Source organism: Pseudomonas fluorescens (assembly GCF_001307275.1).
GTDB classification, from domain to species: Bacteria; Pseudomonadota; Gammaproteobacteria; order Pseudomonadales; family Pseudomonadaceae; genus Aquipseudomonas; species Aquipseudomonas fluorescens_AA.
The window spans coordinates 1,331,678-1,347,150 of sequence record NZ_CP012831.1 but is presented as its reverse complement, the minus strand read 5'-3'; the positions used below and the strand labels follow the sequence as shown (position 1 = coordinate 1,347,150).

At 61.2% G+C, this 15,473-nt stretch carries 13 protein-coding genes; 9 read left to right on the top strand and 4 right to left on the bottom strand.

What is annotated here, in order from left to right; genetic code table 11:
• Nucleotides 1–28: 28 nt before the first annotated feature.
• Entirely contained in the window at nt 29–337 is a 309-nt protein-coding gene (locus tag AO356_RS06075) for an arsenate reductase (protein ID WP_231987753.1), read from the bottom strand.
• A gap of 329 nt (nt 338–666) precedes the next feature.
• On the opposite strand from AO356_RS06075, the gene AO356_RS06070 reads away from it, so the two are divergent.
• Nucleotides 667–2,313: a Na+/H+ antiporter gene (locus AO356_RS06070; protein WP_060739005.1), complete on the top strand. Its 1,647-nt coding sequence runs from the start codon at nt 667–669 to the stop codon at nt 2,311–2,313.
• 178 nt (nt 2,314–2,491) lie between these two features.
• Here the strand turns inward: AO356_RS06070 and dapC are convergent, their stop codons facing one another.
• The 3 genes from dapC to map form a co-directional block, all read right to left on the bottom strand.
• A complete protein-coding gene (gene dapC, locus AO356_RS06065) occupies nt 2,492–3,691 on the bottom strand; it encodes a succinyldiaminopimelate transaminase (protein ID WP_060739004.1) in 1,200 nt (399 codons plus the stop codon).
• A gap of 136 nt (nt 3,692–3,827) precedes the next feature.
• Nucleotides 3,828–6,530, bottom strand: a complete 2,703-nt coding sequence (locus tag AO356_RS06060) for a [protein-PII] uridylyltransferase (protein WP_060739003.1) — start codon at nt 6,528–6,530, stop codon at nt 3,828–3,830.
• A gap of 53 nt (nt 6,531–6,583) precedes the next feature.
• A complete protein-coding gene (gene map, locus AO356_RS06055; RefSeq protein ID WP_053118843.1) occupies nt 6,584–7,366 on the bottom strand; it encodes a type I methionyl aminopeptidase in 783 nt (260 codons plus the stop codon).
• Between the two features lie 479 nt (nt 7,367–7,845).
• On the opposite strand from map, the gene rpsB reads away from it, so the two are divergent.
• The 8 genes from rpsB to rseP all read left to right on the top strand — a co-directional run bounded on the left by rpsB (nt 7,846) and on the right by rseP (nt 15,470).
• A complete protein-coding gene (gene rpsB, locus AO356_RS06050) occupies nt 7,846–8,583 on the top strand; it encodes a 30S ribosomal protein S2 (protein WP_003198231.1) in 738 nt (245 codons plus the stop codon).
• A 195-nt stretch (nt 8,584–8,778) separates the two neighbouring features.
• Nucleotides 8,779–9,645 (top strand): translation elongation factor Ts, encoded by an 867-nt coding sequence (tsf, locus tag AO356_RS06045; RefSeq protein ID WP_060739002.1) that lies wholly within the window; start codon nt 8,779–8,781, stop codon nt 9,643–9,645.
• A gap of 360 nt (nt 9,646–10,005) precedes the next feature.
• A complete protein-coding gene (gene pyrH / locus AO356_RS06040; RefSeq protein WP_024779012.1) occupies nt 10,006–10,749 on the top strand; it encodes a UMP kinase in 744 nt (247 codons plus the stop codon).
• The gene (frr, locus tag AO356_RS06035; protein ID WP_060739001.1) at nt 10,746–11,303 is read left to right on the top strand and encodes a ribosome recycling factor; all 558 of its coding nucleotides are present in this window, start codon (nt 10,746–10,748) and stop codon (nt 11,301–11,303) included. The genes pyrH and frr overlap by 4 nt, the downstream gene beginning before the upstream one ends.
• 13 nt (nt 11,304–11,316) lie before the next feature.
• The gene (gene uppS, locus AO356_RS06030) at nt 11,317–12,072 is read left to right on the top strand and encodes a polyprenyl diphosphate synthase (RefSeq protein ID WP_060739000.1); all 756 of its coding nucleotides are present in this window, start codon (nt 11,317–11,319) and stop codon (nt 12,070–12,072) included.
• Nucleotides 12,072–12,878 (top strand): phosphatidate cytidylyltransferase, encoded by an 807-nt coding sequence (locus tag AO356_RS06025; RefSeq protein WP_060738999.1) that lies wholly within the window; start codon nt 12,072–12,074, stop codon nt 12,876–12,878. The genes uppS and AO356_RS06025 overlap by 1 nt, the downstream gene beginning before the upstream one ends.
• The gene (gene ispC, locus AO356_RS06020) at nt 12,875–14,065 is read left to right on the top strand and encodes a 1-deoxy-D-xylulose-5-phosphate reductoisomerase (protein ID WP_060738998.1); all 1,191 of its coding nucleotides are present in this window, start codon (nt 12,875–12,877) and stop codon (nt 14,063–14,065) included. The genes AO356_RS06025 and ispC overlap by 4 nt, the downstream gene beginning before the upstream one ends.
• A 52-nt stretch (nt 14,066–14,117) precedes the next feature.
• Nucleotides 14,118–15,470: an RIP metalloprotease RseP gene (gene rseP / locus AO356_RS06015; protein WP_060738997.1), complete on the top strand. Its 1,353-nt coding sequence runs from the start codon at nt 14,118–14,120 to the stop codon at nt 15,468–15,470.
• Nucleotides 15,471–15,473 lie beyond the last annotated feature (3 nt).

The following is a 15,473-nucleotide window of genomic DNA, read 5'->3' as shown; positions in this document are numbered from 1 at the left end:
TTACCTCTACAAAATGGACTGGGCAGGCTTACTTGATCTCTGCCGCATAAATATCTGGCTTGAAGCCAATCAGGGTTCGGTCACCGAGATCGAGCACCGGGCGCTTGATCATCGAGGGTTGGGCGAGCATCAGTTCGATGGCTTTCGTCTGGTCGAGATCGGCTTTGCGTTCGTCGTCGAGTTTGCGAAAGGTCGTACCGGCACGGTTCAACACCACTTGCCAGCCATGCTCGTTGCACCATTGGGTCAGGTGTTCACGGTCGATGCCGGCGGTCTTGTAGTCGTGAAAGTCGTAGTGCACAGCGTGATCATCGAGCCAGGTGCGCGCCTTTTTCATCGTGTCACAGGCTTTGATGCCGAAAAGGTGCAACGTTTTGCTTGAATCGGTCAAGGAACTGCCCCCTTTGCAGGTGCTGGAAATAAAAGGTGAAGGATTATGCCATGACCGGACGGTTGTGGGAGCGAGGCTTGCCCGCGATGAACGATGACGCGGTCTTCTGCCAGACCGAGGTGTTTTCATCGCGAGCAAGCTTTGCTCCCACAGCTTGCTCACTAATAGAGCTGCTGCGACATAGGTGTAACGGCCAAGTTAATCCTAGGCGGTTAATATGGCACTTCAACGGCAAGCTGTTGCCGGATGTGTGTCGCTGCCAGTGGAAAGCCGTTATGCAAAGCGCTTATACCGTCCTGATCCTGTTGATGCTGGTAGGCGTGTCGCGCCTGATCGGACGGTTGATCCCGCTGCCGCTGCCCCTGGTACAGATCGGCGCCGGTGCCGTGCTGGCCTGGCCGTCCCTGGGCCTGCACGTGGCCCTCGATCCTGAGCTGTTCCTGTTTCTCTTCCTGCCACCGCTGCTGTTCTCCGACGGCTGGCGCATGCCCAAGCGCGAGCTGTGGCGCTTGCGCGGGCCGATCCTGACCCTGGCGGTGGGGCTGGTGTTGTTCACGGTGGTGGGCGCCGGCTACTTCATTCATTGGCTCTTGCCGAGTATCCCGTTGCCGGTGGCCTTCGCCCTGGCGGCGGTGCTGTCGCCGACCGACGCGGTGGCGGTGTCGGCGATTGCCCGCGACCGTCTGCCTGCGCCGTTGATGCACATGCTCCAGGGCGAGGCGCTGATGAACGATGCGTCGGGTCTGGTGACGTTCAAGTTCGCCCTGGCGGCGGCCATCACCGGGGTGTTTTCCCTGGCCAACGCGAGCCTGACGTTTGTGTTGGTGGCGGTGGGTGGCCTGCTGGTCGGTGTGGCCCTGAGTTGGCTGCTGGGCCGGCTGCGGGCGTGGATGATTGCCCGGGGTTGGGACGACCCGGCCACCCATGTGGTGTTCATGTTGCTGCTGCCGTTTGCCGCCTATGTGTTGGCTGAGCGCTTGGGCGCCTCGGGCATTCTCTCGGCGGTGGCGGCGGGGATGATGCAGAGCTGGCTCGACCTGCTGCCGCGCCAGACCGGCACGCGGCTGCTCAATCGCAGTGTCTGGTCGCTGTTGGAATTCGCCTTCAACGGCTTGATCTTCCTGCTGCTGGGCTTGCAACTGCCGGACATCATCAAGGCGGTGACCCGCCTCGAAACCACGCTCTGGCCGACGTTGTTCTACCGTTGCCTGGATGTGCTGGCGATTTTCCTGGTGTTGTTGGTGCTGCGGTTTGTCTGGGTGCAAAGCATCTGGCGCCTGTCCGGGCTGTTGCGACGCTGGCGTGGCCAGGGCGAGTTGACGTTGGTGCCGACAGCGCGCTCCTGTTGGTTGCTGACCTTCGGCGGGGTGAGAGGGGCGGTGACGCTGGCGGGCGTGCTGTCGGTGCCATTGCTACTGAGCGCGGGCGAGGCGTTTCCCGAGCGGGACCTGCTGATCTTCATCGCCGCCGGGGTGATTCTGCTGTCGTTGATCGCCGCTTGTATCGCCTTGCCGTTGTTGCTGCGGGGCATCGAGAAAAGCCCCGACGACAAACGTCGCAACGAAGTTCGCGAAGCCTGGCGCAAAACCGCTGAAGCGGCGATCCATGCGCTGGAGGTGGAAGAACCGCCCGAGGCGGGCAGTACGTCGGATGCGGCCCAAGCGGCGCTGGCGACCGAGGTCAAGGCGCGGTTGATGTCCGAGTATCGTCATCAGCTCGACGTGTTCAACGACTCCGCCGAAGCCCAGGCGCTGGCGTTCGAAATGGACCTGCTGGAACGCCGGCTGCGCTTGAAGGCTTTTCGGGCGCAGCGGCTGGAGTTGTATCGCCTCAGCCGTCATCACCAGATCGGGGATGATGTGCTGCGTGAAGTGCTGGGGGAGTTGGATCTGGCGGAGGCGAATTTGGGGTTGGGTAAATAGATTGCGCAAAGCTAATTGTGGCGAGGGAGCTTGCTCCCGCTGGGGTGCGAAGCGCCCCCAAAACCTGACAACCCAGTATTTCAGATAAATTGAGTTGACCGCTTTGGGGCCGCTGCGCAGCCCAGCGGGAGCAAGCTCCCTCGCCACAACAGCGGTCCACTTCAGTCCGATACAGCCATCAACCCCGACGCTGGATAAACGCGCGGATCCGCTCCGCCGCTTCCACGCATTCGGCCAATGGCGCAACCAGGGCCATGCGCACGCGCCCGGCGCCCGGGTTGACGCCATCCACATCGCGGGACAGGTAGGAGCCCGGCACCACGGTCACGTGTTCCTGTTCGAACAGGTCACGGCAGAACGCTGCATCATCGCCGGCCACGTTCGGCCACAGGTAGAAGCTGCCGTCGGGGCGTTGCACGTCCAGCACCGGGCTGAGGATTTCCAGCACGGCGTCGAACTTCTCCCGGTACAGCGCGCGGTTGGCCCGTACGTGCACTTCGTCGTTCCACGCGGCGATGCTCGCCAGTTGGGTCTGAACCGGCATCGCGCAGCCGTGATAGGTGCGGTACAGCAGGAAACCCTTGAGGATGTCCGCGTCGCCAGCGACGAAACCGGAGCGCAGGCCAGGCAGGTTGGAGCGTTTGGACAGGCTGTGGAACACCACGCAGCGCTTGAAATCCTTGCGACCCAGTTCGACGCAGGCGCTGAGCAGCCCTGGCGGCGGGGTCTGTTCGTCGAAGTACAGTTCGCTGTAGCACTCGTCCGCCGCGATCACGAAGTCATGCTCATCGGCCAAGGCGATGAGTTTTTTCAGCACGTCCACCGGGATCAACGCGCCGGTCGGGTTGCCCGGGGAGCACAGGAACAGGATCTGGCAGCGTTTCCAGATGTCCGGCGAGACGGCGTCGAAATCCGGGTTGAAGCCGTTCGCGTCCAGGCACGGCAGGTAGTGCGGCTTGGCCCCGGCCAGGAACGCCGCGCCTTCGTAGATCTGGTAGAACGGGTTCGGGCTGACCACCAGGGCGTCGTCGCCCCGGTTGACCACGGTCTGGGTGAAGGCGAACAAGGCTTCACGAGTGCCATTGACTGGCAACACATGGCGCGCCGGGTCCAGCCAGCCGGTCGGCACGTTGAAGCGACGCTCGCACCAGCCGGTGATGGCTTCACGCAGTTCCGGGATGCCGAGGGTGGTCGGGTACACGGCCATTTTTTCCAGATTGCTGGCCAGGGCTTCAGCCACGAAGCTGGGCGAGCGATGCTTGGGTTCGCCGATGGACAACGCGATGGGACGTTTGTCCGGGTTGGGCGTGACGCTGCCAAGCAGGGCGCGGAGCTTTTCGAAGGGGTAGGGCTGCAACTGGTTCAAAGCGTTGTTCATCGAGGGCCTCGTCAATGTGGGCGCGGTCCTTGTGGGAGCGAGCTTGCTCGCGATGGCGGTGAGTCAGGCAGCATCAATGCTGGATGTTCCGCCGCTATCGCGAGCAAGCTCGCTCCCACAGAGGGGGATTGTTCGTTCAGATGCTGATGCGTGTCAGGTGAGCATCGGGTTCCTGGTTGACGCTCAGGTGCCGGACGATGGCCTCCTGCAGGCGGCTGCACAGTTGCGGATCGGACAGCGGCTGGTTGTGAGCGTCGGTGATGAAAAACACGTCTTCTACCCGTTCGCCGAGGGTGGCGATCTTGGCATTTTGCAGCGACAGGTCGAACTCCAGGAAAATATGGCCGATCCGCGCCAGCAGGCCCGGGCGGTCCGGGGCGCTGAGTTCCAGCACGGTGACCTGGCGCTGGGCGTCGTTGTGGATCGTCACCTGTGGCGCAAACGCAAAATGCTTGAGTTGTCGCGGCACCCGGCGCTGGATGATGGTCGGGTAGTCCGCCGGGTTGCGCAGGGCTTCGGTGAGGCCGTCGCGAATCTGCTTGACCCGCGCCGGGTTGTCGCCAATCGAGTCGCCGTCGGTGTCGAGCACGATGTAGGTGTCGAGGGTGAACTGGCTGCTGGAGGTGATGACCCGGGCGTCATGGATGTTGAGGTTGAGCTGGTCCATCGCCGCCACGGTCACGGCGAAGAAGTCGTGCTGGTCCGGGGCATAGATGAAGATCTGCGTGCCGCCCTCGAACTCGCGCTGGGTGGTTTCCTTGATCAGCACCAGCGGCCCGCCATCGGCCGGTTGCTGCAGGATCGCGTCGCTGTGCCAGGCCACGTCGCCGGCGGTGTGGCGCAGGAAATAGTCATCGCCCAATTGCGACCAGAGCTGCTCGACATCGTCCGGATCGGTGCCGCCGCGTACCAGGATGTCCAGGGCCGCGCTTTGGGTGCGGCGGATCTGTTCTTCGCGGTCCACCGGGTTTTCCAGGCCGCGGCGCAAGGCCCGCTTGGTCTCGGTGTAGAGCTGGCGCAACAGGCTGGCGCGCCAGGAGTTCCACAGGCTCGGGTTGGTGGCGTTGATGTCGGCCACGGTCAGCACGTAGAGGTAATCCAGGCGCGTTTCATCGCCGACGATCTGGGCGAAGTCGTGGATCACCTGCGGGTCGGACAAGTCCTTGCGCTGGGCGGTGGTGGACATCACCAGGTGGTTCTGCACCAGCCAGACGATCAGCCGGCTGTCCCACAGCGGCAGTTGATGGCGCTGGCAGAACGCCTCGGCATCCACCGCGCCAATCTCGGAGTGGTCGCCCTGGCGGCCCTTGCCGATGTCGTGGTACAGCCCGGCCATGTAGATCAGCTCGGGCTTGGGCAGCTTGCCCATGAGCTTGCTGGCCAGCGGGAATTTCTCCGACACCTGGGTGTACTGCAGCTTACGCAGATGCTTGATCAGGTTCAGCGTGTGGGCATCGACCGTATAGATGTGGAACAGGTCGTGCTGCATCTGTCCGACGATGAAGCCGAACTCCGGCAAATAACGCCCGAGAATCCCGTAGCGGTTCATCCGGCGCAGGTTGCGGTGCACGCCGATCTTGCACTTGAACAACTCGATGAAGAGGCTGGTGTTGCGGATGTCGTGACGGAAATCTTCATCGATCAGATGACGGTTTTCCCGCAGCAGGCGGATGGTGTCGGCGCGTACGCCCTTGATTTCCGGCTGCTGGGCCATGAGCACGAAGATCTCGAGCATGGCGAAGGGCGTGCGGCGGAACACATTGGCGTTGCGCGCTTCGATGTAGCCGTCGTGCAGTTGGAAGCGTGAGTTGATCGGCTGCGGCGGCTCCTCGTCTTCGGGTGCGAGGATGACTTCCTCGAAGTGCTGGATGATCAGTTCGCTGAGCTGGGCGATGCTCATCACCACGCGGTAGTACTGCTGCATGAAGTTTTCGATGGACTGCTTGGCATCCTGCCCCTCGAAACCCAACAGACCGGCGATGGAGCGTTGGTGATCGAACAGCAGGCGGTCTTCGGAGCGCCCGGCGAGCATGTGCAGGGCGTAGCGGACCTTCCACAGGAATTCCTGGGACGAGGCCAGCAAGGCGTTTTCGCTTTCCACCAGGAAACCTTCGCCGGCCAGGGCGCGCAGGTTCAGCGTGCCGTACTGGCGACGGGCGACCCACAGGATCGTCTGGATGTCCCGCAGCCCGCCGGGCGAGCCCTTGACGTTGGGTTCCAGGTTGTATTCGGTGTCGTTGTACTTGTGGTGGCGGGCCTTCTGCTCGGCGTGCTTGGCCAGGAAAAAATCCTTGCTGGGCCACATGTGCTCTGTGCTGGTGACATCCAGCATGCGCTGGCGCAGGCGCTCGGGGCCGGCGATGGTGCGGCTTTCCATCAGGTTGGTGATTACCGTCAGGTCGGCACGGGCCTCCTCGGCGCATTCCTGCACCGAGCGCACGCTCTGGCCGACCTCCAGGCCGATGTCCCACAGCAGCGTCAGGAAACGCTCGATGGAATCGCGGAAAACCTCATGGTCGGCGCTGTCCAGCAGGATCAGCAGGTCGATGTCGGAGTAGGGGTGCAGCTCCCCGCGCCCATAGCCGCCCACCGCCACCAGGGCGATGTCGGCGTCTTCGCTCCAATCGAACTGCTCCCAGGCCTTTTGCAGGATGTTATCGACGAACCAGGCGCGGTCCTCGATCAGCCGGCGAATGTCCCGGCCATTGCGAAAGCGCTGGTCGAGCACTTCGTGGGCCTGGCGGATTGCCTTCTTGAACGCCGAGATGGGGCTTGCCTTCAGGGCCAGTTCAGCCTGGAACTGGCCGCGGTCGAAGAGTTCGGGATCCACCTGCGGCATTGAATGGCTTTCCTTTCTATCTATATCTATCGGATCTATAGGCTGGGTTCGGATCAGGCGGAAACGCGCGCGATGGTGTCATCGCTACGCAGGGTGAAGATTTCATAGCCCGTCTCGGTGACCAGCAGGGTGTGTTCCCACTGGGCCGACAGCTTGCGGTCCTTGGTGATGGCGGTCCAGCCGTCGCCCAGCACCTTGGTGTCGGCGCGGCCCTGGTTGATCATCGGCTCGATGGTGAAGGTCATGCCCGCCTGCAGTTCCATGCCGGTGCCGGCACGGCCGTAGTGCAGGATCTGCGGTTCTTCGTGGAACACCTTGCCGATGCCGTGGCCGCAGAACTCGCGCACCACCGAGAAGCCGTTCTTCTGGGCGTGCTTCTGGATCACTTCGCCGATGTCCCCCAGGCGGCAGCCCGGCTTCACCAGTTCGATGGCCATGTACATGCATTCCTGGGTGACCTTGGACAGGCGCTGGGCCCACTCCGGCACGTTGCCGACATGGAACATGCGGCTGGTGTCGCCGTGATAGCCGTCCTTGATGACGGTGACGTCGATGTTCAGGGTGTCGCCATCCTTCAACGGTTTTTCGTTGGGGATGCCGTGGCAGACCACGTGGTTGATCGAGGTACAGATCGACTTCGGGAAGCCTTTATAGTTGAGCGGCGCCGGGATGGCCTTCTGCTCGTTGACGATGTAGTCGTGGCAGATGCGGTCCAGCTCTTCGGTGGTCACGCCCGGCTTGACGTAGTCGGCGATCATCTCCAGCACTTCGGCGGCGAGTTTGCCGGCGACACGCATTTTGGCGATGTCCTCGGGTGTCTTGAGGGTAACGGTCATACAGGCTCTCTCTGCGCCCGACGGCGCTGTTCAAAACGAAATGGGCGGCGGATGATGACCAGCGCGGCCCTGAAAACGCGATTCTAACAGACCATCGGGGCAAAGCGCTCCCGGCCTGGAACTCTGTGGCGAGGGCGAGTGGGAGCAAAGCTTGCTCGCGATAGCGGTAGACCGGTCGACACCGTTGTAGACTGACCTGCCCCAATCGCGAGCAAGCTTTGCTCCCACAGGTTTGCGGCTTAGCTGAACGACATTAGGGCAAGCCTTGCTCCCACAATCCCCTCGCCACAGAGGATTTCAGAATCCATGTTCCGTTTTCGCCCTTGCTGTGGTATAAAATGCGCCGCTTTCCGGGGATGACCCCGTAAGCTTAAATCCACACACGTGTCGACACGATGACCTGGGTGCCTCGGCTTATATAGCCGCTGGTTGGTCATTGGGATACGTGGAGGCCAAACCCGACTTATCAAGGAACTATCATGTCCCAAGTCAACATGCGCGATATGCTGAAGGCCGGTGTGCACTTCGGTCACCAGACCCGTTACTGGAACCCGAAAATGGGCAAGTACATTTTCGGCGCGCGTAACAAGATTCACATCATCAACCTTGAAAAAACCCTGCCGATGTTCAACGAAGCACTGACCTTCGTAGAGCGCCTGGCCCAGGGCAAAAACAAGATTCTGTTCGTCGGCACCAAGCGTTCCGCTGGCAAGATCGTTGCTGAAGAAGCAGCACGTTGCGGTTCGCCGTACGTGGATCACCGCTGGTTGGGCGGCATGCTGACCAACTTCAAGACCATTCGCGCTTCCATCAAGCGTCTGCGTGACCTTGAAGTCCAGTCCGAAGACGGTACTTTCGCCAAGCTGACCAAGAAAGAAGCGCTGATGCGCACTCGCGATCTTGAGAAGCTGGACCGCTCCCTGGGCGGTATCAAGGACATGGGCGGTCTGCCTGACGCACTGTTCGTGATCGACGTTGATCACGAGCGCATCGCGATCACCGAAGCCAACAAGCTGGGTATCCCGGTCATCGGCGTTGTCGATACCAACAGCAGCCCGGAAGGCGTTGACTACATCATCCCAGGCAACGATGACGCCATCCGCGCCATCCAGCTGTACATGGGTTCGATGGCTGACGCTGTGATCCGTGGTCGCAACAACGTGAATGGCGGCACCGAAGTCTTCGCTGAAGAAGCTCCGGCAGCAGCCGCTGAGTAATTGACGCCCCTGGCGTTGACTCAGTAAGCAAAAAGGGGGCTTGGCCCCCTTTTTGCCACCTCGAAAACCATTTGCCGCCAGCGCAGTGACCTGTTTGTAACCTGCCGCGGCCTATAAGCAATGGTTTTCCAGGAAGAATTGATCGCCCGTTCGATCGGGTGGAATGGTTGAAAACCTATCCAAGAGGATTTTGAAATGGCAGAGATTACTGCAGCGTTGGTCAAAGAACTGCGCGAGCGTACCGGCGAAGGCATGATGGATTGCAAGAAAGCCTTGACCAAGGCTGGCGGCGACATCGAGAAAGCCATTGATGACATGCGTGCTTCGGGCGCCATCAAGGCTGCCAAGAAAGCCGGCAACGTGGCCGCTGAAGGCGCCATCGCCATCAAGGACGACGGCAAGGCTGCCGTTCTGCTGGAAGTCAACTCCCAGACCGACTTCCTGGCTCTGCAGGATGACTTCAAGGCATTCGTCGCTGCCAGCGTCGAGAAAGCCTTCGCTGACAAACTGACCGACGCAGCTCCGCTGATCGAGTCCCAGGAAGAAGCGCGCCTGGTCCTGGTCGGCAAGACCGGCGAAAACGTCAACATCCGCCGCCTGGTTCGCGTTGAAGGTGACGTGGTCGGTACCTACCTGCACGGCAACAAGATCGGTGTTGCGGTTGTCCTGAAGGGTGGCGACACCGAGCTGGCGAAAGACATCGCCATGCACGTGGCAGCTACCAACCCTGAGTTCCTGCTGCCTTCGGACGTTTCGGCTGAAGCGATCGAGCGCGAGAAGGGCGTTTTCCTGCAGCTGAACGAAGAGAAGCTGAAAGGCAAGCCTGCTGAAATCGCAGAAAAAATGGTCAGCGGCCGTATCTCCAAGTTCCTGGCCGAAGCCAGCCTGGTTGAGCAGGCTTTCGTCAAGAACCCGGAAATCAAGGTTGGCGACCTGGCGAAGAAAGCCGGTGCTGAAATCGTTTCGTTCACCTACTTCAAAGTAGGCGAAGGCATCGAGAAGCCGGTTGATGACTTCGCTGCTGAAGTTGCTGCCCAGGTAGCTGCTGCCAGCAAGCAATAAGACGGTTTTTACAACTGTCGCCCTGAAGAGGCTGCCCGCTTAACGCGCGCAGCCTCTTTTCGGATGGGGATGCCGATTTTTATTGGTTTCCTGTCGGAACTGGCTTACAAAGCCGTGTTCCGATGGCGCTGTGTCAGCGTCAAGCTTGGCTTTGTACGAAAAGTCGCCGAGCGGCGATCAGACAAGGCGAAAACTGGCGAGGAAGCGGAGTTTACTGGTTGTAAATGAGCATTCCGAGCCAGTTTTCAACGCAGTATGATCGTCGCGCAGGCACTTTTCGTGCAAAGGCTAGAGTGAGCGCAGGCTGCAAACAGCCTGCAAAGAATTTTTTGAACACATACGCCGCAGGAGAGATTCGCAATGGCTCAGCAGGGCAGTGGTTATCAGGCTCGCTATAAACGCATTCTACTCAAGCTTAGCGGCGAGGCCCTGATGGGCTCGGAAGAGTTCGGGATCGATCCGAAAGTGCTGGATCGCATGGCCCTGGAAGTTGGCCAGTTGGTCGGGATCGGCGTTCAGGTCGGCCTGGTCATCGGCGGCGGCAACCTGTTCCGTGGCGCGGCGCTGAGCGCGGCCGGCATGGATCGGGTCACGGGCGACCACATGGGCATGCTGGCCACTGTGATGAACGCCCTGGCTATGCGCGATGCGTTGGAGCGTGCCAATATCTCGGCCATCGTGATGTCGGCCATTTCCATGGTTGGCGTGACCGATCACTACGATCGTCGCAAAGCCATGCGCCACCTCAACGCCAAGGAAGTGGTGATTTTTGCCGCCGGTACCGGTAATCCGTTCTTCACCACGGATTCGGCCGCCTGCCTGCGCGCGATCGAGATCGATGCCGATGTCGTGCTCAAGGCGACCAAGGTCGATGGCGTCTATACCGCTGACCCGTTCAAAGACCCGCATGCCGAGAAGTTCGATCATCTGACCTACGATGAAGTGCTGGATCGCAAGCTGGGTGTCATGGACCTGACGGCTATCTGCCTGTGCCGCGACCACAAGATGCCGCTGCGCGTCTTTAACATGAACAAGCCCGGTGCCCTGTTGAATATCGTCCATGGCGGCGCCGAAGGAACACTGATCGAGGAAGTTCAACAATGATCAATGAAATCAAAAAAGACGCTCAAGAGCGCATGCAGAAATCCCTGGACTCTCTGAACCACGCATTCGGCCAGATTCGTACCGGCAAGGCTCACCCCAGTATCCTCGGCAGCGTCATGGTGCCTTACTACGGCACTGACACACCGCTGAGCAGCGTTGCCAACGTCACCGTGAAAGACTCGCGCACCCTGCAGGTCGTGGCTTTCGAGCGCAACATGCTCGCTGCTGTAGACAAGGCGATCCAGAGTGCCGGTCTGAACCTCAACCCAACTAACTTGGGGGAGCTGCTGCTGATCCCGATGCCGGCCCTCACCGAGGAAACGCGCAAAGGCTTCACCAAACAAGCCCGTAGCGCAGCGGAAGATGCGCGTGTTGCTGTGCGCAATATCCGTCGTGACGCGTTGGGTGAGCTGAAGAAGTTGGTCAAGGATAAGGAAATCAGTGAAGACGAAGAGCGTCGTGCCATCGCTGATATCGATAAGCTGACCAAAGAATCCGAGGCCCAGATCACCAAGGCCACGGACGAGAAAGAAAAAGACCTGATGGCCGTATAAGGGTCTCGTTTTCATGGAAAAGACCAAGCAGGCCGTGCCGTTCGCGGTTCCGCGCCACGTGGCGATCATCATGGACGGCAACAACCGCTGGGCCAAGAAACGCTTTATGCCTGGCGTCGCCGGGCACAAGGCGGGGGTCGATGCGGTTCGTGCGGTCATCGAGGTGTGCGCCGAGGCGGGGGTCGAGGTGCTGACCCTGTTCGCCTTCTCCAGCGAGAACTGGCAGCGGCCGGCCGATGAAGTCAGTGCCTTGATGGACTTGTTCCTCAAGGCCCTGCGTCGTGAGGCCAAGCGCCTCAACGACAACAAGATCAGCTTGCGCATCATCGGTGATCGCTCGCGCTTCCATCCTGAATTGCAGGCTGCGATGCGCGAAGCCGAGGCTGCGACGGCGGGCACAAATCGGTTCGTCCTGCAGATCGCCGCCAACTACGGTGGCCAGTGGGACATTGCCCAGGCTGCCCAGCGGTTGGCGCGGGAAGTCCAGGCCGGGCACTTGCGCCCGGAAGACATCACTCCTGAACTGTTGCAGACCTGCCTGGCGACCGGTGACCTGCCATTGCCGGACCTGTGCATCCGTACCGGTGGCGAGCATCGCATCAGCAACTTCCTGCTCTGGCAGTTGGCTTATGCCGAGTTGTACTTCTCCGACCTGTTCTGGCCGGACTTCAAACACGAAGCCATGCGTACCGCACTGGCCGATTTCGCTTCCCGTCAGCGTCGCTTCGGTAAAACGAGCGAGCAGATCGAAGCTGGAGCCCGGGTTTAATGCTTAAACAACGAATCATCACTGCCTTGATCCTGTTGCCTATCGCCCTGGGTGGTTTCTTCCTGCTCGACGGTGGCAGCTTTGCGCTGTTCATCGGGCTGGTCGTGACCTTGGGCGCGTGGGAGTGGGCGCGGCTGGCGGGTTTCCCTGCGCAGTCGGCGCGCGTGACCTATGCGGTGGCCGTGGCGGCCATGCTGTTCATCATGTACGTGGTGCCCGGCCTCGCGCCATGGGTGCTGGGTGCCGCGGTGCTGTGGTGGGCGACGGCGACCTTCCTGGTCCTGACCTATCCACGGACCACGCATCATTGGGCCAATACGGCGACCAAGCTGGTGATCGGCCTGTTGATCCTGCTGCCGGCCTGGCAGGGGCTGATCTGGATCAAGCAAGGCCCGTTGGGCAACTGGCAGATCATGGCCGTGATGGTACTGGTCTGGGGGGCCGACGTTGGCGCCTACTTCTCCGGTCGGGCCTTCGGCAAGCGCAAGCTCGCGCCGCAAGTCAGCCCAGGCAAGAGCTGGGAAGGGGTCTATGGTGGCCTGGTCTTGAGCCTGGTGATCACCACGGTGGTCGGTTTCGTGCGGGACTGGACGGTCGCGCAACTGTTCATAGGCCTTATTGGCGCCGCCCTGATCGTATTCGTGTCGGTGGTCGGTGACCTGACCGAAAGCATGTTCAAGCGTCAGTCCGGGATCAAGGACAGCAGTAACCTGTTGCCCGGTCACGGGGGTGTGCTGGATCGCATCGACAGCCTGACTGCCGCGATCCCGATCTTTGCCGTGCTGTTGTGGATGGCGGCATCGTGAGTCGCCCCCAGCAGATCACTGTCCTTGGCGCGACCGGTTCGATTGGCCTCAGTACGCTTGACGTCATTGGCCGGCATCCGGAGCGCTACCAGGTGTTCGCCCTCAGTGGCTTCACGCGTTTGAGCGAATTGCTGGCGTTGTGCATTCGCCACACCCCGCGGTTTGCCGTGGTGCCTGAGGTTGGCGTGGCGCGGGCGTTGCAGGACGATTTGCGCGCAGCCGGCCTGCAAACCCGTGTGCTGGTAGGGGAGGAAGGCCTTTGCCAAGTGGCTGCCGACCCTGAAGTCGATGCCGTGATGGCGGCGATCGTCGGTGCGGCGGGCCTGCGTCCGACCCTCGCGGCGGTGGAGGCCGGCAAGAAGATCCTGCTGGCCAATAAAGAGGCGCTGGTGATGTCCGGCGCGCTGTTCATGCAGGCTGTACGCAAGAGCGGCTCGGTGTTGTTGCCGATCGACAGCGAGCACAATGCGATTTTTCAATGCATGCCGCGGGATTTTTCCCGTGGTCTCGGCGCGGTAGGTGTCCGGCGGATTTTGCTGACAGCCTCCGGTGGTCCGTTCCGGCAGACGCCGCTGGAAGAATTGGTGCATGTTTCACCCGAACAGGCCTGTGCCCATCCGAACTGGTCCATGGGGCGCAAGATTTCCGTGGATTCGGCCAGCATGATGAACAAGGGCCTGGAACTGATCGAGGCCTGCTGGCTGTTTGATGCCAAGCCGTCGCAGGTCGAGGTGGTCATTCACCCCCAGAGCGTGATTCACTCCCTGGTGGACTACGTCGACGGGTCCGTGCTGGCCCAGTTGGGTAACCCGGACATGCGCACCCCGATCGCCAATGCCCTGGCCTGGCCGGAGCGTATCGACTCGGGCGTTGCGCCGCTGGACCTGTTCGCTATCGCTCGCCTGGATTTCCAGGCGCCCGATGAGCAGCGCTTCCCCTGCCTGCGCCTGGCGCGCCAGGCGGCCGAGGCGGGCAACAGTGCGCCGGCCATGTTGAACGCTGCCAATGAAGTGGCCGTTGCCGCGTTTCTCGATGGACGTGTCCGTTACCTCGAGATCGCGAGTATCATCGAGGAAGTCTTGAATCTCGAGGCCGTGGTTTCGGTCGATGACCTCGATACAGTATTTACGGCGGATGCCAGGGCTCGTGAGTTGGCGGGCCAATGGCTGCAGCGCCACGGGCGTTGAAGCTGCGATACGTTAGCCAGGGTTGCCCTGGACAGGATTGCGGAGAAAACAGATGAGCGCGCTCTATATGATTGTCGGCACCCTGGTTGCATTGGGGGTGTTGGTCACTTTTCACGAATTCGGTCATTTCTGGGTTGCGCGTCGCTGTGGCGTCAAGGTCCTGCGTTTTTCCGTGGGCTTCGGCATGCCATTGCTGCGCTGGCACGACAAGAAAGGCACCGAATTCGTCGTGGCGGCCATCCCGTTGGGTGGCTACGTCAAGATGCTCGACGAGCGCGAGGGTGAAGTCCCGGCCGACCAGCTCGATCAATCCTTCAATCGCAAGACCGTCCGTCAGCGTATTGCCATCGTCGCGGCGGGGCCGATTGCCAACTTCCTGCTGGCCATGGTGTTTTTCTGGGGCCTGGCCATGCTGGGCAGCGAACAGGTGCGCCCGGTCATCGGTGGGGTAGAGGCCGGTAGCGTTGCCGCCCGTGCCGGGCTGGGTGCCGGGCAGGAAATCGTCGCCATCGATGGCGAGCCGACATCGGGCTGGGCGGCGGTCAATCTGCAGCTGGTCCGTCGCCTGGGTGAGAGCGGTTCGTTGCAATTGATGGTGCGCGAGCAGGGCTCCACGGTGGATTCGCCTCGCGAGCTCATCTTGGACAACTGGCTCAAGGGTGCGGACGAGCCGGATCCGATCCGTTCACTGGGGATTCGGCCATGGCGTCCGGCCTTGCCGCCGATCCTCGCCGAACTCGATCCGAAAGGCCCGGCCCAGACGGCTGGTCTGAAGGCCGGCGATCGGTTGCTGGCCCTCGACGGCCAACCGGTCAGCGACTGGCAGCAGGTGGTCGATTCGGTTCGTGTACGTCCTGACACCAAAATTGTGCTGCGCATCGAGCGCGACGGTGCTCCAATCGATGTCCCGGTAACCCTGGCCGCCCGTGGCGAGAGCAAGGCGCCGACCGGTTACCTGGGCGCGGGCGTCAAGGCGGTCGACTGGCCGCCGGAAATGATCCGCGAGGTCAGTTTCGGCCCAGTGGCGGCGATTGGCGAGGGTGCGCGTCGTACCTGGACCATGAGCATCCTGACGCTGGACTCGCTCAAGAAAATGTTGTTCGGCGAGCTCTCGGTAAAAAACTTGAGTGGACCGATAACCATTGCTAAAGTGGCGGGCGCTTCTGCCCAGTCGGGCGTCGCTGATTTCCTGAATTTCCTTGCTTATCTGAGCATTAGCCTGGGGGTTCTGAATTTGCTGCCCATTCCGGTACTGGATGGGGGGCATCTGCTGTTTTATCTGATCGAGTGGGCGCGTGGTCGTCCCTTGTCGGATCGGGTGCAAGGTTGGGGGATACAGATCGGTATCAGCTTGGTGGTCGGGGTCATGTTGCTTGCCCTCGTCAACGATCTGGGTCGTCTGTAACGC